Source organism: Pantoea sp. X-Soil-YNGN-844 (genome assembly GCF_059730595.1).
Genome location: NZ_AP036007.1, coordinates 2,133,456 through 2,150,831, shown reverse-complemented (window position 1 = coordinate 2,150,831; position 17,376 = coordinate 2,133,456). Strand labels below are relative to the sequence as shown.

Genomic DNA, 17,376 nt, shown 5'->3' with positions numbered 1-17,376 from the left:
ATTTAGTATGATTTTTATTGATCTTTCAGTATGTAAAATTTTCATGTATTTAGTTATGCATATTATTTTTTAAATCTACCTTAATTAGAGTTGATTTATGAGTTTTTTATTAAAAAGTTTTGTTTTATTGGGTTTCATATTGTTATTCGCTAGTGCTTGCAGGCACTAACGGATAAAAATTCAGTTTTTTTTAATATTATTGTGTGGAGAGAGTCGGAATATATGTTAAGTGAAAACATAATTTTCAAAATCAAGTTGAAGAGGTTAGAGAGCATTTGGCTACAAGGCAAACTAAAAATGTGGGGGCGATGGTCAACCATGAATCTTTGCCCTGAAGCGCCAGACATGTTCAAAAAATTATTTAACAAATACGTCATTACGCAAAACGATTTGAGTAAAATTCTTAAGAAGTTAAAAAAAATAGGCTGTTCAAAAGAGCTTGAGTCATGGATAGAAAACCTGATGTATGAAAGCCTACATTCAAGCCTGATCTTCTGTACAGACGAAGAAGCCTTAACGATGGATAGAGTCATTGCCAGAGTGTTTATCAACGATAAGCCACTGCGGCGCATGCTTGAAAAGCGTTACCGCGACAGGGTTAGCATGCGTGAATTGGCGATTGAGCTGAATAAAATTCATCCTGAGTGGAGTTACTCGACCTGTCGACGCCGTATAAAGACATGGCTGTCAGTTGCTGAATATATGCTGTACCAGCCAATGAACGATGCATTCAAATTAAATAGCGGTAGATTTTACTTGAATAGTGAGCCAGTGACTGATTAAATACCTGTATGCTTCGCACGATTGCATCCGCAAGCAACCCTTCTTTAAGACCCGCTTCCGAGCGGGTTTTTTTATTCCAAGTTTTTTACCTGTTTATATTAGTGAAATAAATGTGATGCAAAAAATATCGATGCCCGGCGTTGAATTATTCAATGCTGACTGTTTGCGCGTGTTGAAAACCATGCCGGACGATTCAGTTGACCTGATTGTTACCGATCCGCCGTATTTCAAAGTTAAGCCGGAGGACTGGGATAATCAGTGGGAAGGGGATAAAGATTATTTGAGGTGGTTGGATTGCTGCCTGGCGGAGTTCTGGCGGGTTTTAAAACCCAACGGGAGTATCTATCTATTTTCGGGGCATCGACTGGCATCTGATATTGAAATCATGATGCGAGAGCGTTTCAACATTTTAAACCACATCATCTGGGCTAAACCCTCTGGCTGGTGGAATGGCTGCAACAAAGAAAGCCTCCGAGCGTACTTCCCTGCCACAGAGCGAATACTGTTTGCAGAGCATTATCAGGGGCCGTACAAACCAGACGCCTACGCTCGCAAATGCAATGAGTTAAAACGGCAGGTGCTGACACCCCTGATTGATTATTTCCGTAATGCCCGGTCAGAGCTGAGTGTAACCGCTGCCCAGATTGTTGCGGCAACAGGTAAGAAGAACATGGTCTCGCACTGGTTCGGCACCAGTCAGCTTCAGCTACCCAGCGAGGCTGATTACCTGAAGCTGCAGTCGCTGTTCACTAAGATAGCCATTGCACGCCATCAATCAGGAATGTTAGCCGCACCGCACCACCAGTTGGTGGACACGTACCACTCACTCAACCGTAAATATCTGGAGCTGCAGGAAGAGTTCAAATCTCTGCGCAGATATTTCGGCGTCACGGTAGCGGTTCCCTATACAGACGTATGGACACATAAGCCGGTACAGTTTTACCGCGGCAAACACCCATGCGAAAAACCTGCTGACATGCTGGAGCAGATTATTAACGCCAGCAGCAGGCCGGGTGAGTTGGTGGCTGATTTCTTTATGGGGTCAGGGTCAACAATAAAGGCGGCAATAAAGCTGGGCCGTTCTGCAATTGGCGTTGAGCTGGAAGAGGAACGATTCCGGCAGACGGTTAGCGAACTGAATCAGCTGATCGAGTAAATCAGAATTTATTAATCATTAAGAGGGACTGCTAATGGCTGAGCCATTAAGCACCGGCGCTACGGCAACAGTAGCTGGCTGGGGCATTGTCACGTCTGCGCTGGTGGGTTTTATCACCTCTGTAGATTACTCAATCGCGTTCGGTGCGTTTGCCGGGTCGATGTGCTTTATCGTCACCGCCAGCGACCTGACGCGACGACAGATATTTGGTTATTTCCTGTTTGGCTATGCAGCTGGCGTATTTGGGGCCGGATTTGTTGCGGACAAAGTTGAGGGCTATTTCGATTATCGGGAAAAACCACTTGATGCCCTGGCGGCTGTCGTTATTTCCGCTGCTGCGGTGCAAGGCTATTTCTGGCTGAAAAACGGCGGTATTTCAAAACTGCCATTCGTTAAAAATGGCTGGGGGAGAAATCATGATTAGTAGCGATTTCCTGACAGTGATTGATGTCGCTATTTGCGCGGCTATTGCCTTGCGCCTGATGGCATTCAGCAAAACAGGGCGAACACATAAACGCGGTATTTCATGGATAGCTGCTGGTCTGATTCTGTTTTATGGCAATTTCGCATTGCTATGGCTGTTCGGGCAATACCACGCCAGCGGCTGGCCGGTAGTTGTAGCGAACGCGCTGATCTGCGCGGCTGTATTTGCGGTGCGAGGTAATGTCGCACGCATTGTTTCATACCCACCACGGAGTAAAGGTGATGAGTAAAATCATTGAAATCCTCAATTTTGAAGAGGGTTATCGCGAGACTCCCTATTGGGACACCCGCAATTTTCCAACGGTCGCCGGTGGTATCAGGATTGGCCCTCAAAACGCTCCAATCAACCAGTACCAGTTTACCGTCCCGCGTCGTGTTGGCGATGTCTGGAAACAATGCCTGGTAGATGCGAAAACCTCCTCAATGAATCGACAGCCTGCGATTGTGGCCGCACTCGCGCAGTGCAACGACGCACGCCGCGACGTGCTCTACAGCATGGCCTATCAGATGGGTGTAGCTGGTCTGGCTGGTTTCATTAACACACTGGGCATGATTGCACGCGGTGATTTTGCCGGTGCAGCTGGTGGAATGCTGAATAGCCTGTGGGCGCGCCAGACACCTGACCGCGCGCGACGTCATGCAGAGGTAATGCGCAGCGGCACCTATGACGCCTACAAAGGTTTGATCTGATGCAAACAGTATTAACTGTGCTGGCCGTCATTGCCGGTCTGGTAGTGGCTGCATTCGGTCTGGGTCGTAGCAGAGGTAAAAAAGCAGCTGAAAACACAGCAGCAGCTGAGCGGGCATGTGTTAAGGCTGAGGAATCAGAAAAACATATTGAGGTGCTGAAAAATGCTGTCGATGTTCAGCAGGATATTAACAGTCTGCCTGATGCTGCTGTGTCTGAGCGGCTGCGGGAACGGTGGCGGCGCGAGGGTAACTGATACCGGCTGTGAGTGGGTGCGCCCTATCTATGTCAGTGATCATGATATTGACGTTATGAGCGCCCCAACACAGCGACAAATTCTAACCCACAACGAAACGTGGGAAAAAAACTGTTTTGAGCAAAAAAATTAACAAGTCCGCGCAGGCGGTATCTCATAGTTTGAGAAAGGTGAGATTTCACCTAAAGATCTTAATAAGAATGATTATCACAAGGCGCATAAGCTAATGTGACTGAAGATAAGTTATTCAGACTAACATGCTGAATGTGAATTTTTCAGTAATGTATGATTATGATTAAGTGAGCTTGGTCATTCTTTGTTAACCCGGGGCATGCGAATATTGTTGCTGGTATTCTTAGGCGCAGTAAGGGGGAATTATGTGTGACGAAGACTTTTTCTTTCCCGATACTTTCTTTTTTGAAGGTAAAAGCTACAAAGGTGAGCGTGTAACATCGAAAAACCAATTATCAATCCCTCTGACTAGTGACGACTGTCCTTTTGATATCGGAAGTATTGTTATTCAGAAAGTTGGTTCTAAAGAAAGGCCATTTGAGGTGTTAGATTATGATATTTCAACCAGTTTAGGCATAGGTGGGGATGAACTCCCTTACCTTGCAACACTTAAAGTTAGAGCTTTAGATGTTAAAGTTAAGCCGAACCATGTCACTACACACCTGACTTTTAATGGTGCAATTAACGCTGGTGAATTTCAGGCTGGTTCAAATAATTCCATAACTAAACATATCAGTATTGAACAACTGCAAGAGGCTATTGAAAATAGTGATGATCCTGAAATTAAAAGTTTATGGCAAAGATTATTAGAAAACCCAACCTTCGTAGGGATAGCATCTTCATTAGCCAAGGGTGTACTAGGCCAGTAATGAAAAATTATTTTTTTCAAACGTTGAATCTCAAATCCTAACCTCCTTCGGGAGGTTTTTTATTGGAGCAATCAATGATTGTAACACCCGATACCACTGTCATTGGTGGTACCAGTATGTCAGGTATATCCGTTCCCGGCTCGACCTTCATGGGACAATTGGCAAATCCATCAAGGCCACCCATAACAATCGATCTTCTTTCTGAAACGCTTCACCCCCGACTTAAATTTAATGGTTCAACACACTACTACTGGAACAAATCCGGCACACTGGAAATGAGCACTATTGATGAGTGGCCTCTGGAGTACCGGGGGGGAAATCCGATAGGGCGTCATGCTCCAGAACCTGCAGCCATTAATTTACAACCATTTTGTCGGGGGCTGACTGCCTCTGAATTTCTGGTGGTAAGTGATGACACTAATTTAATCACTGATGCGACCGGCGCGCCTGATGGTGGCCCTATTGGACTCATCCCTATTGGTTGCGATTCCTATCTGATCTCTCAGGATGTCGATAACGTTACCCACGTTCCGAAAACACGTTATCGCCTGTCAGCAGACTGGCAGCGACTGGTGTTTGCTGTCAGCACGACAAAACGATCCCGGGTTCGTCTCCGTAACGGGCAGAGCTATAGCGCCTCAACTCCGGCCATCTGGATGACGCAGGGCGCAGACTATGCAAAATGGCTGGTGGCCGGTGATTACGCAATGAGCTGGTTTGTCAGGGCGGGTGACGGCATGACATTCCCGGCAGGGTTTGCCCAGATTGAAACCGGCAGCGTTGCCACGTCACCCATAGTTACAGAGTCTGGTTCTGCCTCACGCACTGCTCAGACTGTGACAATCGACACCACTGATTACATGACAGTTACGGTGCGATACTCCGGCTCTTATGGGGAATCATTTCCGGCAACGGGAAACTCAACAATTTTTCAGGTCCGGCAGCCAGCTGACTGGGGGACCAGATACATACAGGCAATTGTCCTCAGTTGAATTCAGGAGGAATTTTGAAAACTAAATATTTAGAACTCAGTGAACGCTGGGTACTCATTAAAGATGATCTGCAGGACTATGACGTCTTGGTCGAAACCGGGTCAGCTCTGTTCTGCCTGTCTGATGTTATACCCGATGATGAGACACAGGCAGGACATACGATTAACGCCGGAAGCTGGCTGAAATTCAGCGGGGAATTGTTGGTCTGGGCGAAAACACGCCTCGCAGGTTCAGCCATCTCGGTATCGTCCTATGACCCCAATAGTATATGATAACTATTCTCATTTGAAAAAGGTACTCCCGGCAAGATCGTTTACCGAGGGGGCGGCGACACGCGGAAAACGGCTGGTTTTTGAATTTTCATGCTGTCAGCAGCAGGTCTTTTAACTTTCTGATTATATTGAATTAAACATCAAATCTGGTGACAAAAACTTTTTTGCCGTGTCACCTCAATCATTTCTATTGTATTGATTTCATTCAGTAATAAGCAAAACCACCTGACAACGTGAGGTGCCGATGTCAAATGTCAGCAATCTGGGCGACGCTTACAACTGGAGCGTAGCGAGAATTGCTGAGGCTTTCGGCTTGAATCGCGGAACAGTAAAAAAGCGTCTGCTTGAGGCTAATGCCCCTATCGCCAGTATGGTGCGCGGTAATCCTGTCTATGCGTTAAAAGATGTCGGTCCTTTGCTGTTTGGTAAGCCAGAACAGGGCGATCCTGATGATCTTCACGATCCCTCTAAAATGTCGCCTAAAGACCGTAAGGACTGGTTTCAGTCTGAGAATGAGCGCGTAAAGCTGGAAGAGTCCCAGAAGAAACTTGTTCCGGCTTCAGATGCACACAGAGAAATGGCGCTGATGATAAAAATCATTACTCAGGTACTCGATACCTGGCCCGATAAGCTGGAAAGGGACAGGGGGTGGAGACCGGATCAGATAGCCGAAGCTCAGAATGCTATCGACGAAATCAGAGAGGCGCTGGCGGCAGACATTCGAGATTATGAGGACGACTAAATGTTTGCATCAGTAAGTGCGATTCGCAGAGATGTGTCCGCATTACTAAAAGCGCCACGGCGGATGCCTGTAGCTGATGCGGTGGCAAAATATATGCGTGTGCCGCTCGGGTCAGGTAGTTCGCTTCCATGGGAGGCAGGGCTGACGCCTTATATTATTGAGCCGATGAATTGCCTGGCATCGCGTGAATATGACGCGGTTGTTTTTGTTGGTCCCGCTCGTACCGGTAAAACGCTTGGTCTCATTGATGGATGGATTGTTTATTCCATCGTGTGCGATCCGGCTGACTTTCTTCTGATACAGATGACCGAAGAGAAAGCCCGTGAACATTCCAAAAAACGTCTTGATCGTACCTTTCGGGTCAGTCGCGCTGTCGCAGGAAGAATGAGTCCCCGCTCAAATGATAATAACGTTCACGACAAAACGTTTCGCGCTGGCAACTACCTGAAAATAGGCTGGCCATCGATAAACATCATGTCTTCGTCTGATTATAAATATGTGGCGCTGACTGATTATGATCGCTGGCCTGATGATATTGACGGTGAGGGCGACGGGTTTTCACTGGCGTCAAAACGCACCACCACCTTCATGTCCAGTGGCATGACGCTGGTAGAAAGTTCGCCGGGCCGGGAAGTGATTAACAGTAAATGGCGCAGGCAGTCACCACACGAAGCGCCGCCATCAACGGGCATTCTGTCTTTGTATAATCGCGGCGACCGTCGCCGCTGGTACTGGCCCTGTCCGCACTGCGCGGACTACTTTCAGCCCGCTATGGAAGTGATGACCGGCTATCGTGACGACCCCGATCCGGTTAAAGCCAGCGAAGCGGCGCACATCTGCTGTCCTCACTGTAATAACGTCATTACCGCTGACCAGAAACGCGAGCTGAATATTGCTGGTGTCTGGCTGCGTGAGGGCGAAAAAATTGATGCTGCCGGGCAGCGTGCTGGCGAACCGCGCCGCTCACGTATTGCCTCGTTCTGGATGGAGGGGCCAGCCGCCGCTTATCAGACGTGGACACAGCTGGTTTACAAATTACTGACCGCTGAGCAGGAATACGAGACCACCGGCAGTGAGGAAACACTCAGGGCCGTCATTAATACCGACTGGGGGCTTCCTTATCTTCCCCGCGCTGCCACCGAACAGCGCCAGTCAGACGTCCTGATGAAACGTGCTGAGGATTATGGCAAACGGCTGGTGCCGCCTAAAGTGCGATTCCTGCTGGCCGCAGTTGACGTGCAGGGCGGTAAAAAACGCCGGTTCGTGGTGCAGATCATCGGGTACGGCGAAAACGGGGAGCGCTGGCTGATAGACCGCTACAACATCCGCTATTCACTGCGACATGATGAAAACGGCGAGGCTCTGCCAATTCGGCCTGATGCCTATCCAGAGGACTGGCAACTGCTGGTTTCAGATGTGCTTGAAAAAACTTATCGCCTGCAGAGCAATGAGGAGCAGCGGATGACGGTGATGGCAATGGCGGTGGACAGCGGCGGCGAGGAAGGCGTGACTGGCAATGCGTATAAATTCTGGCGGCAGTGTCGCCGGGATGGGCTGGCCAGACGCGTTTATCTCATCAAGGGCGACAGCACAAAACGCCAGAAAACGATCACAAAAACTTTTCCGGACAATAGCGGCAGGGCCGACAGGCGTGCTGAGGTTCGGGGGGAAATCCCTGTCTATCTGCTTCAGACTGATACGCTCAAAGACCAGCTGAGCAACAACCTCTCACGCGAGACGCCCGGCGCAGGCTACATCCATTTTCCTGACTGGCTGGGCGAATGGTTTTACGACGAACTGACCTATGAGGAGCGCGGCGCTGATGGCAAATGGCGCAAACCCGGTAAAGGTAATAACGAGGCGTTTGACCTGTTCTGTTATGCGCAGGCCGTAGCCGTTCTGCGCGGGTATGAAAAAATCCGCGACTGGGAAAACCCGCCAGCATGGGCGCGGGAACAGGATGCCAACCCCGGTATCGTGACGGGCGATAAGCCTCTGCAGAAAACTGAATCAAAACCTAAAACCAAACAGCAAAACGCTCCCAAACCAGCGCCACGAAATAGCCTCGCGGCAGATGGATGGTCGGGGTCGTCTGGCAACGGAGGATGGCTGTAATGACGAGAAGTGAAATTCACCAGATGCTCCTCACGGTGCGTCAGGCATACACCGATTCTGCGCGGGTATGAAAAAATCCGCGACTGGGAAAACCCGCCAGCATGGGCGCGGGAACAGGATGCCAACCCCGGTATCGTGACGGGCGATAAGCCTCTGCAGAAAACTGAATCAAAACCTAAAACCAAACAGCAAAACGCTCCCAAACCAGCGCCACGAAATAGCCTCGCGGCAGATGGATGGTCGGGGTCGTCTGGCAACGGAGGATGGCTGTAATGACGAGAAGTGAAATTCACCAGATGCTCCTCACGGTGCGTCAGGCATACACCGATTCGCTGGATGGAAAATCAGTTTCATTTACCGGCGTTAACGGTCGGGCCATTACCAACCATGATCCGGTGGCATTGCGCACCGAGCTGGATTACTGGGAAAAACGCTGGCGCGCTGCACGCGGTCGCGGCGGTTCGTACAAACTCGCCAGGTTTAATTAGGGACCAATATGGGATTTTTTGAAAAAGCACTCGGCGTTATTTCGCCAGGGTGGGCCGCTGCACGTGTGCAAAACCGCCTCCGGCTGCAGGCTTATGAGGCCGCTCACCCGTCCCGTTTACACAAAAGCAAGCGTGAATCCCGCTCAGCCGATACCGCTGTATTTGCAGCGGGAACCTCACTGCGTGAGCAGGCGCGCTGGCTGGATGAAAATCACGATCTGGTCATCGGCCTGTTCGACAAGATGGAGGACCGGGTAATCGGGGCGCACGGCATCCACGTTGAACCACAGCCGCTCGATCTTGATGGCAATCTGCACGGCGATTTTGCCAGCCAGCTATCAGCGTTATGGGCGGAATGGTCCGTTCGTCCCGAGGTGACGGGCATGTTTACCCGACCCGAGGCAGAACGGCTGCTGCTGCGTTCTGCACTGCGTGACGGTGAGGTGTTCACCCAGCTTGTGCGCGGCAATGTAGCCGGGTTACAGCACGCCACATCAGTGCCGTTCTCGCTGGAAATGCTGGAAGCCGACTTTGTTCCGCACAACCTGAACAGCACGACAGGCCAGCAAATCAGGCAGGGCATCGTCGTTAACGCATGGGGGCGACCCACTGCTTACAAAGTCTATAAAAACCATCCGGCCTCATTTACCGGCTTTAACACTGAATTCAAAACTATCTCAGCAGACAACATGCTGCATCTGGCACAGCGCAAACGCCTGCATCAGCTGCGGGGAATCAGCCTGATACATGGCGTTATCACTCGCCTGTCGGACATCAAAGACTACGAAGAATCGGAACGGGTCGCGGCGCGTATCGCTGCAGCGCTGGGGTTCTACATACGGCGCGGTGATGCGCAGTCCCTGGATGACAGCGGGGAATTTTCGGAGCCTGGCGGGGAGCGGTTCTACAACATAGCGCCCGGCATGATTTATGACGATTTAAAGCCGGGTGAAGATCTGGGCATGGTGGAATCAAACCGCCCCAACGTTCACCTCTACGAGTTCAGGAACGGGCAGATGCGGGCCGTTGCTGCCGGTACACGCGGCAGCTATTCCAGCATTGCACGCGACTACAACGGTACATACAGCTCACAGCGTCAGGAGCTGGTGGAGAGTTTTGAGGGGTACAACGTTCTCCAGCAGTGGTTTGTGGGGCAGCACAGTCGCCCCGTTTACCGTGCATGGCTGGCAATGGCACTCCTGAGCGGTATCGAAATCCCTCCCGATGTAGACCGAAAATCTCTTTATAACGCGCTTTATCTTGGGCCGGTGATGCCATGGATTGACCCGGTTAAAGAGGCGCAGGCGTGGAAAGCCAATGTGCGTGGCGGTGCCAGTACTGAGGCGGAGTGGGCGCGTGCGCGTGGCAAAAATCCGCAGGAGGTTAAGCGCCAGCGCCTGCGCGAAACCGAATTCAACCGGGAACATGGGCTGGTGTTCGATTCCGACGCCGCCAACGATAAAGGAGTGGTGTTAGATGCAACATCAAAAGAGTCAGATGACTCAAAAACTGATTGATCCTCAAGCCTCGCTGGCCGGTGTCGATGCGGCAAACGGTCAGTGCTGGTATGAGATTCGTGCGCTGGCAGCCGGGCGGGTAGAGATTTATCTCTATGACGTGATCGGTGGCTGGGGCATCACAGCCCAGCAGTTTGTGAATGAGTGCAGAGAGGCTGGCGTGTTTGAGGCCAGCGCCATCGACCTGCATATTCACAGCCCCGGTGGTGATGTCATGCAGGGCTTTGCCATTTACAACACGCTGTCACGCCTTAAAGCCACGATGGATATCTGGGTAGACGGCATGGCCGCCAGTATGGCGTCCATGATTGTCTGCCTGCCGGGTGCCACTGTACACATGCCGGAAAACGCCTGGATCATGATCCATAAACCCTGGGGCGGTATTGCTGGTGACTCCGATGAGATGCGCGATTACGCAGATTTTCTTGATCGCAATGAAGCGCTGATGCTCAACGCCTACATGAATAAAACCGGTCTGGGGCGTGAAGAGCTTGAGGCAATGCTGAAAGCCGAAACCTGGCTGAGCGGTGCAGAGGCCGTTGAAAAAGGTTTTGCCGATACCCTGGAACCTGAACTGCAGGCAGCAGCCTGTATGAATGAAAATAAACTGAAGGACTACACCAACATGCCTCAACAACTCCAATCACTGTTTACGCCACGCGCAGAAGGAAAACCAGCTGCTCAGACGCCAGCGCCGCAGATTCCTGCCCCGCAGGCGGCAGCTACTCCGCCCGCGCCGGTTCAGGCAGGCAACATCGATATCGGCGCACTGGCTGTTCAGTTGCAGCAGCAGATGCAGACGGCGAACGCTGAGCGCGTTAATGCCGTTAGCGCAGTGTTTGAAGCATTCCCGGCCTTTGCCTCTCTGCGCACCGAATGTATCAGTGATATGTCATGCTCAGCGGAAGTGGCACGCGGCAAACTGCTTACCGCGCTGGCTGCCGGTACAACGCCGCTCGCCGGTCCGGGTGCCATTCATCTGCATGCGGGTAACGGCAATCTGGTGGGCGATTCAGTCCGCGCTGCAATCATGTCCCGCGTGGGCTATGCGGAAGCAGAAAAAGACAATGCGTATGCAGGCTATACGCTGCGTGAGCTGGCGCGCGCTTCTCTGGTTGATCGCGGGATCGGTATTGCCGGTCATCAGACCCCGATGGCAATGGTGGGGCTGGCATTCACCCACAGCAACAGTGATTTTGGCAACATCCTGATGGACGTGGCTAATAAAGCGGCGCTGATGGGCTGGGATGAGGCCGAGGAAATTTTCGATAAATGGACGCGCAAAGGGATTCTGACTGATTTCAAAACGGCGCACCGCGTCGGCCTTGAGACGTTCCCGACACTGAGCAAGGTGCGTCCGGGCGCAGAATATAAATATGTCACGCTCAAAGATCGTGGCGAGCCGATTGCGCTGGCAACCTACGGCAACCTGTTCAGCATCGATCGTCAGGCCATCATAAATGATGATCTGTCCATGCTGACCGGGATTCCGCAGGCGATGGGAAGCGCAGCCCGAGCCACCGTAGGCGATCTGGTCTGGGCCGTACTGACCAGCAATCCAAAAATGTCAGACGGTAAACCGCTGTTCCATGCCGACCATGGCAACCTGATTAAGGCCGGTCTCAGCATTGAAGGCCTGGACACGGCACGCAAGGCGATGAAGCTGCAGAAATCAGGTGAGCGTAACCTGAATATTCGTCCTGCGTTTATGCTGGCCCCCGTCGCTATCGAGTCTCGCGCCAACCAGCTGATCAAATCTGCCAGCGTTCCCGGTGCTGATGTTAACAGCGGCATCAATAACCCGATTCAGAACTTTGTGGAGGTCATGTCGGAGGCGCGTCTGGATGACAGCAGCGCGACTGATTACTACCTGGCTGCAGCACAGGGCCGCGACACTATCGAGGTCGCCTATCTGGACGGTATTGATACCCCTTATCTGGAGCAGCAGCAGGGGTTCACCATTGATGGTGCAGCGTTCAAGGTTCGCATTGATGCAGGTGTTGCACCGCTGGATCATCGGGGCCTGGTTAAAGTCACCAACAAATAAGCCGCCTCCGGGCGGCTTTCTTTTATCCGGGCGGCGCAGGCCGCCTTTTTCATTGGAGAGCAACGATGGCAACGAATTATCAGCAGGACGGCAGAACGATTGATTATCAGAACACCGGGGAAACTGAAATCCAGTCCGGCGAGGCAGTGGTTGTGGGCGCGCTGGTGGGCGTAGCGCATGACGATATTCTGGCGGGTTTAGGGGGTGTGCTTCATACGGCTGGTGTGTTTGTGCTGCCAAAAGCGGCAGAGGCCATTCTCACGGGCCAGAAACTTTATCTGGCAGGCGGCAAGGTGACGGCGGAAGCGGGTGAAGCGGCTACGCCTAATCCTCTTGCCGGTACTGCCTGGGCTGATGCTGAAGCCGGTGACGAGTCTGTTGCCGTGCGGCTGGGCTTCTGATGAACCGCTTCCGTTCGCGGCTGGCAAAGGCGGATGCCCGGATTAACCGGGCGTTTGCTGAGGAATCCCCGGCCACCCTGCTAATGGGGGGTAAGGCGCGCTCGGTGGTGGTGATATTTGAATCGCCCGATTCACCTGTGAGTGTGCCGGGCGGCGGTGAGCTGCAGGACTACTCGCCAGCATTCAGCGCCATGACGGCTGATATTTCCGGTCTGTCTAAGGGGGACGGTGCGGTGGTGAATGGTGTGAATTACCGCGTGACTCATGTGGGAACCGATGAACAGGGCCGCACCCGCGTTTCGCTGGCATTCGGTGAGCCGGGAAAGCCCCAGCCTGAGATAAATAACTGGAGTAAGTGAAATGGCACGTGAATCGCGGCTAAGGCGGGATTTACCCGTGGATATTGACGTAACCGCTATCTGGCGGATAGCGGAAAAAATCGGAGCCACACAAAAACAGTTTCGTGCCGCGTATTCACGGGCATTGCAGCGAACAGGGTCAACACTGAGAAAACGGGTGCTAGCCGATCTGAAAGACGGGCTTGCGCCGCGCAGCATGAACATGGTGCGCCGCCGCCTCCTGTCGTTTCGTATTCAGCCAGCCTCTAAGTCCACGCTGGATAATTTCCGGCTGTGGTTTGGTCTGAACGCGGTAAAGGTGAAAGACCTGAAAGGGAAAATCTCTGGGCGCGTGCGGCCACATCATAACCGGCACGACAAAAAAACGGGCCGGTTTATCAAGTCGCGGCGTCGGGCCAGTACCGTGGGATTTACCCCCAAAGGAAACCTGCTGTCAGCCCGCACGTTTGAGAATGGGGAGGTCGCACGCGGTCGCCGTGACAACCGACGCACAATAGTGATCCGTGACCCGGAAACGCGCCGCACCCGTGATGCTGAAATTGATATCTATGAACCGATGCTGAACTACGTTGAGGACAACGCGTTTGCGGAGGTCATGGAGATTTTCATGCACCATTTCGAGAGTGATCTGCGTGGCCGTGTTAAGGCCAGAATTTCTGTGTGAGGTTTGTAATGGCTGAACCGTTAATGATGGGGCAGTACCATGACGCCGTGATTTCGGCGCTGAAAAATATAGCGTGGGTGCAGGATGCTGATGCCTATCCCGAAAAAAACATTCCCCGATTCACTGGATTAACCACGCCCGCAGTGTATTTCACGATTAACAGCTGGGAGCAGGGTGGCGGTAATGAAGGCCAGCTGCAGGTCTCGCTCAGCTGTGATCTGTTTGTCGTGGTGGATTCTGAGGGAGCCAGCGCCAGTAAACCTGAAATTTTTTTGCGAACTGCAGCAGCAGATATCACGCAGTGGATTGACGGTCAGCAATTTGGTCTCAGCCACATAGAGCCAGCTGAATTCATATCGGCTGAGCGTGATGAGTTTGATCCCCGCATGGATGATTACCTGGTCTGGCGGGTTTCATACACGCAATCAGCTGCATTTGGTGTTGACCCGTTTGCGCCTTCAGGTGTGCCGTTGCGTAAGGTTTGGCTGGGTAAATCACCTGATGTCGGGCGTGCGCACGTCGATGACTATCGGCTGATCTGGGAGTCAGAAACCGATGAGTGATATCAGTGGAGACCTGCAGCGGCGGCTGGCTAATCTCATCCGCCGTGGCGTGATTCATTCAGTCCGCCATGATAAGCAGCCAAAATGCCGCGTCGATCTCGGGGATATCGTCACCACCTGGCTGCCACTTTGCCAGGGTTTTTCGGGGGCTAACCGTTCCGACTCAAACCCTTTCGCCGTGGGTGATGCCGTTACCGTGCTGTCAGAGGCCGGGGAACTGAATAATGGCCGGGTGTTTCCGGGCTGGAATACGGGAGCAATGCCTGTGCCGGAGGGTAATGATAGCGAGCATATCACCCGTTATAGCGATGGCACCGAGATCCGGTATGACCGGGAAGCCCATGCACTGACAATTAAAATTGCAGCAGGAGGATCATACAAAATTGTCGGTAAAGGCACGCTGGATGGTCCTGTTGAAATCACCGAAACCCTTACGGTGCAGGGGAAAACGCAGGTGAACGACGACATCAGCGCAACCGGTGATATCAGTGACGGCACCGGCACTATGGGGGCTATGCGGAAGGTGCATAACGGCCACGACCATCCCGGCGATAGCGGCGGAACGACCGGAAAACCTAATCAGAAAATGTAACCTGCTTCGGCAGGTTTTTTTATGCCTGGAGAAAACAGATGGCTGATTTACATGGGGTTGAAACACTAGAGTTAACGTCTGGGACCGTCGCAGTGACGACGATTCAGACGGCAATTATCGGGCTGGTGGGAACGGCACCTGATGCATCCGCCGGTACGCCAGCCAGTGCAACTACCGGCACGCCCATTATGGATAATGTGATTAATTTTACGGCCAGAGTACCCGGCAGGGCGGGAAATGTGATCGCCGTTGAGGCCGTTGCAGCCGTTCCGGATGCAGCCAAACCCGCCGCGATTCCAACTGAAGTTAAGTGGGATGCGTCTGCCCTGAAAGTCAGCATTACGCTGGGCTGTGATGCTAAGGGCGTAGCCACAGCTACAGCCTCCCAGATAGCAAGTGCTATGAAGCCGCTGGCAGATGCAAAAGTGACCGCCGTGGCTACCGGAACCGGCATCGTTACTCCTTTCAGTATTCAGCTGAGCGGCGGAGAGGATGAGCCGTTTCCGCTCAATACGCCGGTGGCCATTGTTGGCACGACGATGCTGTCACGCCTCGGTAATGCCGGAACGCTGGCGCAGGCGTTGTCGGAAATCAACGACCAGCGTAATGCGCTGACGGTGGTTGTTCGTGTCGCTGAGGATGCTGACGCCACAAACCAGCGCGCTGCCGTCCTAGCTGGCATCAAAAAACTTTCCGTCAGTAAATCGGTGAACTCCTATCAGCCGCGCATTGTGATTGCCCCCGGATTCAGCGAAGACGATGCGGTCGGAAAGGGGCTTGAAACTGTCGCCGGAAAACTGCGTGCGGTGGCATATGTAGACTGCAAATCAGGGGCGACACTGCAGGAAGTGGTCCAGCGCCGCCAGTCTTATGGCGCACGCGTTGAATTGTTACGCCCCCGTGTTCAGGTCAGCAACGCCGATGGCCAGCTGATTTACCGGCCTTACTCCGCCTTTGCTGCCGGACTGCGTGCGCGCATTGATTTCGAAAAGGGCTGGTGGTGGAGCAAATCCAATCAGGACATCAACAATATCCTCGGGGTTGAGCAGATTGATGAATTTATCCTCGGCGACAGAAACTGCGATGCCAACCTGCTGAATATGCAGAACGTCTCAACCATCGTGCGCCGTTCGGGGTTTAAACACTGGGGAAACCGCCTCTGCGCAGATGATCCGCAGTGGCATTTTGAATCGGTGCGCCGTACAGCGGACGTCATTGAGGACAGCATTCAGGAGGCCATGCTGCCGTATGTGGACCGCCCTCTGGATCGTGAAAACGCGGATGACATCATCGGAACGATCAATTCGTACATGCGTTCATTAGTGAAGCTGAGAGCCATCTTTGGCGGCACAGCCTGGCTGGATGAGGAGCTGAATACAGAGGAAACGCTGGCGGCGGGTGAACTCTATATCAATTACGATTTTGGTCCGAAATCACCAACGGAACTGATCAGCCTGCGCGTCCGGGTTAACAACAATTACGCAATTGAGGAGCTGCTGGCGGCATGAGTGATAAAAACACATTACGCGTCTGGACGTTTTTCCGGGAGGGGGTGCGCATTCAGGGCGCACACGAGTTTACGCCACCGACACTGGCAATCGTCAAAACCGATCTGCGTACCGGTGCGCAGGACGCACCAACACCCGTTGATGACGGCATGGAGGCGCTGACCTGTCAGATTAAATTTTACGGCATTGATACCGACATGCTGACGGCATTTGGCTTCGTCAGTGGCAGTCGTCGTCGATTCACTGCGTATCAGGGCTATCTGGCTAATGGCACCGCGCTGGGAACGATTGAGGAGATTGAGGGATTTGTTCACACAGTCACGCCTGATGCGCGCGGCAAAGACACCCTTTCCGAAAACGCCACCACGGTTGACATCGCGGTCAGCTACTACAAACAGACAAAAGACGGAAAAGAGCTTTTTGAAATCGACACTGAGCGGTTTGCCCGGCGCGTCAACGGCGTTGATGTGCTGACCGGACTGGCATCAAAAGTCCGCCTGTAAACTATCCCTTTAATCCTTTACTCATAACGGCCTCCGGGCCGTTTTTTTATTCAGGAGTTACCTATGAGTTATCCCGGTGAAATCCGCACCATTTTTTTATTCACCCCGATCACGCTGGAGGGCGGCGGGGAGTTGAACATTATTAACATGCGCGAACCACTGGTTCGCGACCGCATCGCGCATGCAAAAGATCGCGGTAATGAAGAGGAGAAGGAGGCGCGGATGATTGCACAGCTATGTAACCTCAGCGAACAGGATATCTGGCTGCTGACAGCAGCGGATTATGCGCAGCTGACGGACGCCTTCAACGTTTTTATGCTCCCGCCCGCAGAGCGACCGAAGGAGAGTTGATCCGGGCTATGCGCT

At 52.3% G+C, this 17,376-nt stretch carries 22 protein-coding genes; all 22 read left to right on the top strand.

Annotated elements, in window-relative coordinates; genetic code table 11:
* The first annotated feature begins 222 nt into the window (after positions 1–222).
* The 22 genes from AC6I8C_RS10085 (at position 223) to AC6I8C_RS09980 (ending at position 17,361) form a co-directional block, all read left to right on the top strand.
* On the top strand, positions 223–783 hold the full coding sequence (locus tag AC6I8C_RS10085; protein WP_497822385.1) for a DUF1133 family protein: 561 nt from the start codon (positions 223–225) through the stop codon (positions 781–783).
* Between the two features lie 115 nt (positions 784–898).
* Positions 899–1,939, top strand: a complete 1,041-nt coding sequence (locus AC6I8C_RS10080; protein ID WP_497823332.1) for a DNA-methyltransferase — start codon at positions 899–901, stop codon at positions 1,937–1,939.
* Between the two features lie 34 nt (positions 1,940–1,973).
* A complete protein-coding gene (locus AC6I8C_RS10075) occupies positions 1,974–2,363 on the top strand; it encodes a putative holin (RefSeq protein ID WP_497822384.1) in 390 nt (129 codons plus the stop codon).
* On the top strand, positions 2,356–2,652 hold the full coding sequence (locus AC6I8C_RS10070; RefSeq protein ID WP_497822383.1) for a phage holin family protein: 297 nt from the start codon (positions 2,356–2,358) through the stop codon (positions 2,650–2,652). Before AC6I8C_RS10075 ends, AC6I8C_RS10070 begins: the two co-directional genes overlap by 8 nt.
* On the top strand, positions 2,645–3,112 hold the full coding sequence (locus AC6I8C_RS10065) for a lysozyme (protein WP_497822382.1): 468 nt from the start codon (positions 2,645–2,647) through the stop codon (positions 3,110–3,112). The genes AC6I8C_RS10070 and AC6I8C_RS10065 overlap by 8 nt, the downstream gene beginning before the upstream one ends.
* On the top strand, positions 3,112–3,366 hold the full coding sequence (locus AC6I8C_RS10060; protein WP_497822381.1) for a hypothetical protein: 255 nt from the start codon (positions 3,112–3,114) through the stop codon (positions 3,364–3,366). Before AC6I8C_RS10065 ends, AC6I8C_RS10060 begins: the two co-directional genes overlap by 1 nt.
* Positions 3,367–3,743: 377 nt before the next feature.
* Positions 3,744–4,247, top strand: a complete 504-nt coding sequence (locus tag AC6I8C_RS10055) for a hypothetical protein (RefSeq protein ID WP_497822380.1) — start codon at positions 3,744–3,746, stop codon at positions 4,245–4,247.
* A 74-nt stretch (positions 4,248–4,321) separates the two neighbouring features.
* Positions 4,322–5,239: a hypothetical protein gene (locus AC6I8C_RS10050; RefSeq protein WP_497822379.1), complete on the top strand. Its 918-nt coding sequence runs from the start codon at positions 4,322–4,324 to the stop codon at positions 5,237–5,239.
* Positions 5,240–5,253: 14 nt separating this feature from the next.
* Positions 5,254–5,511, top strand: coding sequence for a hypothetical protein (locus tag AC6I8C_RS10045; protein ID WP_497822378.1), 258 nt, complete (start codon positions 5,254–5,256; stop codon positions 5,509–5,511).
* A gap of 244 nt (positions 5,512–5,755) precedes the next feature.
* A complete protein-coding gene (locus tag AC6I8C_RS10040) occupies positions 5,756–6,253 on the top strand; it encodes a DUF1441 family protein (protein WP_497822377.1) in 498 nt (165 codons plus the stop codon).
* Positions 6,254–8,368: a phage terminase large subunit family protein gene (locus tag AC6I8C_RS10035; RefSeq protein ID WP_497822376.1), complete on the top strand. Its 2,115-nt coding sequence runs from the start codon at positions 6,254–6,256 to the stop codon at positions 8,366–8,368.
* Positions 8,369–8,640: 272 nt separating this feature from the next.
* Complete coding sequence (locus tag AC6I8C_RS10030) at positions 8,641–8,856, top strand: hypothetical protein (RefSeq protein ID WP_497822375.1); 216 nt, start codon at positions 8,641–8,643, stop codon at positions 8,854–8,856.
* 8 nt (positions 8,857–8,864) lie between these two features.
* Entirely contained in the window at positions 8,865–10,373 is a 1,509-nt protein-coding gene (locus tag AC6I8C_RS10025; RefSeq protein WP_497822374.1) for a phage portal protein, read from the top strand.
* The gene (locus AC6I8C_RS10020; protein WP_497822373.1) at positions 10,333–12,420 is read left to right on the top strand and encodes a ClpP-like prohead protease/major capsid protein fusion protein; all 2,088 of its coding nucleotides are present in this window, start codon (positions 10,333–10,335) and stop codon (positions 12,418–12,420) included. Before AC6I8C_RS10025 ends, AC6I8C_RS10020 begins: the two co-directional genes overlap by 41 nt.
* Positions 12,421–12,485: 65 nt before the next feature.
* Positions 12,486–12,821 (top strand): capsid cement protein, encoded by a 336-nt coding sequence (locus tag AC6I8C_RS10015; RefSeq protein ID WP_497822372.1) that lies wholly within the window; start codon positions 12,486–12,488, stop codon positions 12,819–12,821.
* Complete coding sequence (locus tag AC6I8C_RS10010) at positions 12,821–13,180, top strand: head-tail joining protein (protein WP_497822371.1); 360 nt, start codon at positions 12,821–12,823, stop codon at positions 13,178–13,180. The genes AC6I8C_RS10015 and AC6I8C_RS10010 overlap by 1 nt, the downstream gene beginning before the upstream one ends.
* Position 13,181: 1 nt before the next feature.
* Complete coding sequence (locus AC6I8C_RS10005) at positions 13,182–13,844, top strand: hypothetical protein (RefSeq protein ID WP_497822370.1); 663 nt, start codon at positions 13,182–13,184, stop codon at positions 13,842–13,844.
* Positions 13,845–13,852: 8 nt separating this feature from the next.
* A complete protein-coding gene (locus AC6I8C_RS10000; RefSeq protein ID WP_497822369.1) occupies positions 13,853–14,407 on the top strand; it encodes a hypothetical protein in 555 nt (184 codons plus the stop codon).
* Positions 14,400–14,999 carry a phage baseplate assembly protein V gene (locus AC6I8C_RS09995; RefSeq protein ID WP_497822368.1) on the top strand — a complete coding sequence of 200 codons (600 nt, stop codon included), beginning with the start codon at positions 14,400–14,402 and terminating at the stop codon, positions 14,997–14,999. Before AC6I8C_RS10000 ends, AC6I8C_RS09995 begins: the two co-directional genes overlap by 8 nt.
* A 38-nt stretch (positions 15,000–15,037) precedes the next feature.
* Positions 15,038–16,507: a phage tail sheath C-terminal domain-containing protein gene (locus AC6I8C_RS09990; protein WP_497822367.1), complete on the top strand. Its 1,470-nt coding sequence runs from the start codon at positions 15,038–15,040 to the stop codon at positions 16,505–16,507.
* On the top strand, positions 16,504–17,010 hold the full coding sequence (locus AC6I8C_RS09985) for a phage major tail tube protein (protein ID WP_497822366.1): 507 nt from the start codon (positions 16,504–16,506) through the stop codon (positions 17,008–17,010). The genes AC6I8C_RS09990 and AC6I8C_RS09985 overlap by 4 nt, the downstream gene beginning before the upstream one ends.
* A 63-nt stretch (positions 17,011–17,073) precedes the next feature.
* Entirely contained in the window at positions 17,074–17,361 is a 288-nt protein-coding gene (locus tag AC6I8C_RS09980) for a phage tail assembly protein (protein ID WP_497822365.1), read from the top strand.
* The last annotated feature ends 15 nt before the right edge of the window (positions 17,362–17,376 follow it).

What these genes read in the sequence shown, in the direction of transcription:
- AC6I8C_RS10085 (WP_497822385.1), top strand. Translation starts at nt 223, where the DNA reads ATGTTAAGTGAAAACATAATTTTCAAAATCAAGTTGAAGAGGTTAGAG.
- AC6I8C_RS10080 (WP_497823332.1), top strand. Translation starts at nt 899, where the DNA reads ATGCAAAAAATATCGATGCCCGGCGTTGAATTATTCAATGCTGACTGT.
- AC6I8C_RS10075 (WP_497822384.1), top strand. Translation starts at nt 1,974, where the DNA reads ATGGCTGAGCCATTAAGCACCGGCGCTACGGCAACAGTAGCTGGCTGG.
- AC6I8C_RS10070 (WP_497822383.1), top strand. Translation starts at nt 2,356, where the DNA reads ATGATTAGTAGCGATTTCCTGACAGTGATTGATGTCGCTATTTGCGCG.
- AC6I8C_RS10065 (WP_497822382.1), top strand. Translation starts at nt 2,645, where the DNA reads ATGAGTAAAATCATTGAAATCCTCAATTTTGAAGAGGGTTATCGCGAG.
- AC6I8C_RS10060 (WP_497822381.1), top strand. Translation starts at nt 3,112, where the DNA reads ATGCAAACAGTATTAACTGTGCTGGCCGTCATTGCCGGTCTGGTAGTG.
- AC6I8C_RS10055 (WP_497822380.1), top strand. Translation starts at nt 3,744, where the DNA reads ATGTGTGACGAAGACTTTTTCTTTCCCGATACTTTCTTTTTTGAAGGT.
- AC6I8C_RS10050 (WP_497822379.1), top strand. Translation starts at nt 4,322, where the DNA reads ATGATTGTAACACCCGATACCACTGTCATTGGTGGTACCAGTATGTCA.
- AC6I8C_RS10040 (WP_497822377.1), top strand. Translation starts at nt 5,756, where the DNA reads ATGTCAAATGTCAGCAATCTGGGCGACGCTTACAACTGGAGCGTAGCG.
- AC6I8C_RS10035 (WP_497822376.1), top strand. Translation starts at nt 6,254, where the DNA reads ATGTTTGCATCAGTAAGTGCGATTCGCAGAGATGTGTCCGCATTACTA.
- AC6I8C_RS10030 (WP_497822375.1), top strand. Translation starts at nt 8,641, where the DNA reads ATGACGAGAAGTGAAATTCACCAGATGCTCCTCACGGTGCGTCAGGCA.
- AC6I8C_RS10025 (WP_497822374.1), top strand. Translation starts at nt 8,865, where the DNA reads ATGGGATTTTTTGAAAAAGCACTCGGCGTTATTTCGCCAGGGTGGGCC.
- AC6I8C_RS10020 (WP_497822373.1), top strand. Translation starts at nt 10,333, where the DNA reads ATGCAACATCAAAAGAGTCAGATGACTCAAAAACTGATTGATCCTCAA.
- AC6I8C_RS10015 (WP_497822372.1), top strand. Translation starts at nt 12,486, where the DNA reads ATGGCAACGAATTATCAGCAGGACGGCAGAACGATTGATTATCAGAAC.
- AC6I8C_RS10010 (WP_497822371.1), top strand. Translation starts at nt 12,821, where the DNA reads ATGAACCGCTTCCGTTCGCGGCTGGCAAAGGCGGATGCCCGGATTAAC.
- AC6I8C_RS10005 (WP_497822370.1), top strand. Translation starts at nt 13,182, where the DNA reads ATGGCACGTGAATCGCGGCTAAGGCGGGATTTACCCGTGGATATTGAC.
- AC6I8C_RS10000 (WP_497822369.1), top strand. Translation starts at nt 13,853, where the DNA reads ATGGCTGAACCGTTAATGATGGGGCAGTACCATGACGCCGTGATTTCG.
- AC6I8C_RS09995 (WP_497822368.1), top strand. Translation starts at nt 14,400, where the DNA reads ATGAGTGATATCAGTGGAGACCTGCAGCGGCGGCTGGCTAATCTCATC.
- AC6I8C_RS09990 (WP_497822367.1), top strand. Translation starts at nt 15,038, where the DNA reads ATGGCTGATTTACATGGGGTTGAAACACTAGAGTTAACGTCTGGGACC.
- AC6I8C_RS09985 (WP_497822366.1), top strand. Translation starts at nt 16,504, where the DNA reads ATGAGTGATAAAAACACATTACGCGTCTGGACGTTTTTCCGGGAGGGG.
- AC6I8C_RS09980 (WP_497822365.1), top strand. Translation starts at nt 17,074, where the DNA reads ATGAGTTATCCCGGTGAAATCCGCACCATTTTTTTATTCACCCCGATC.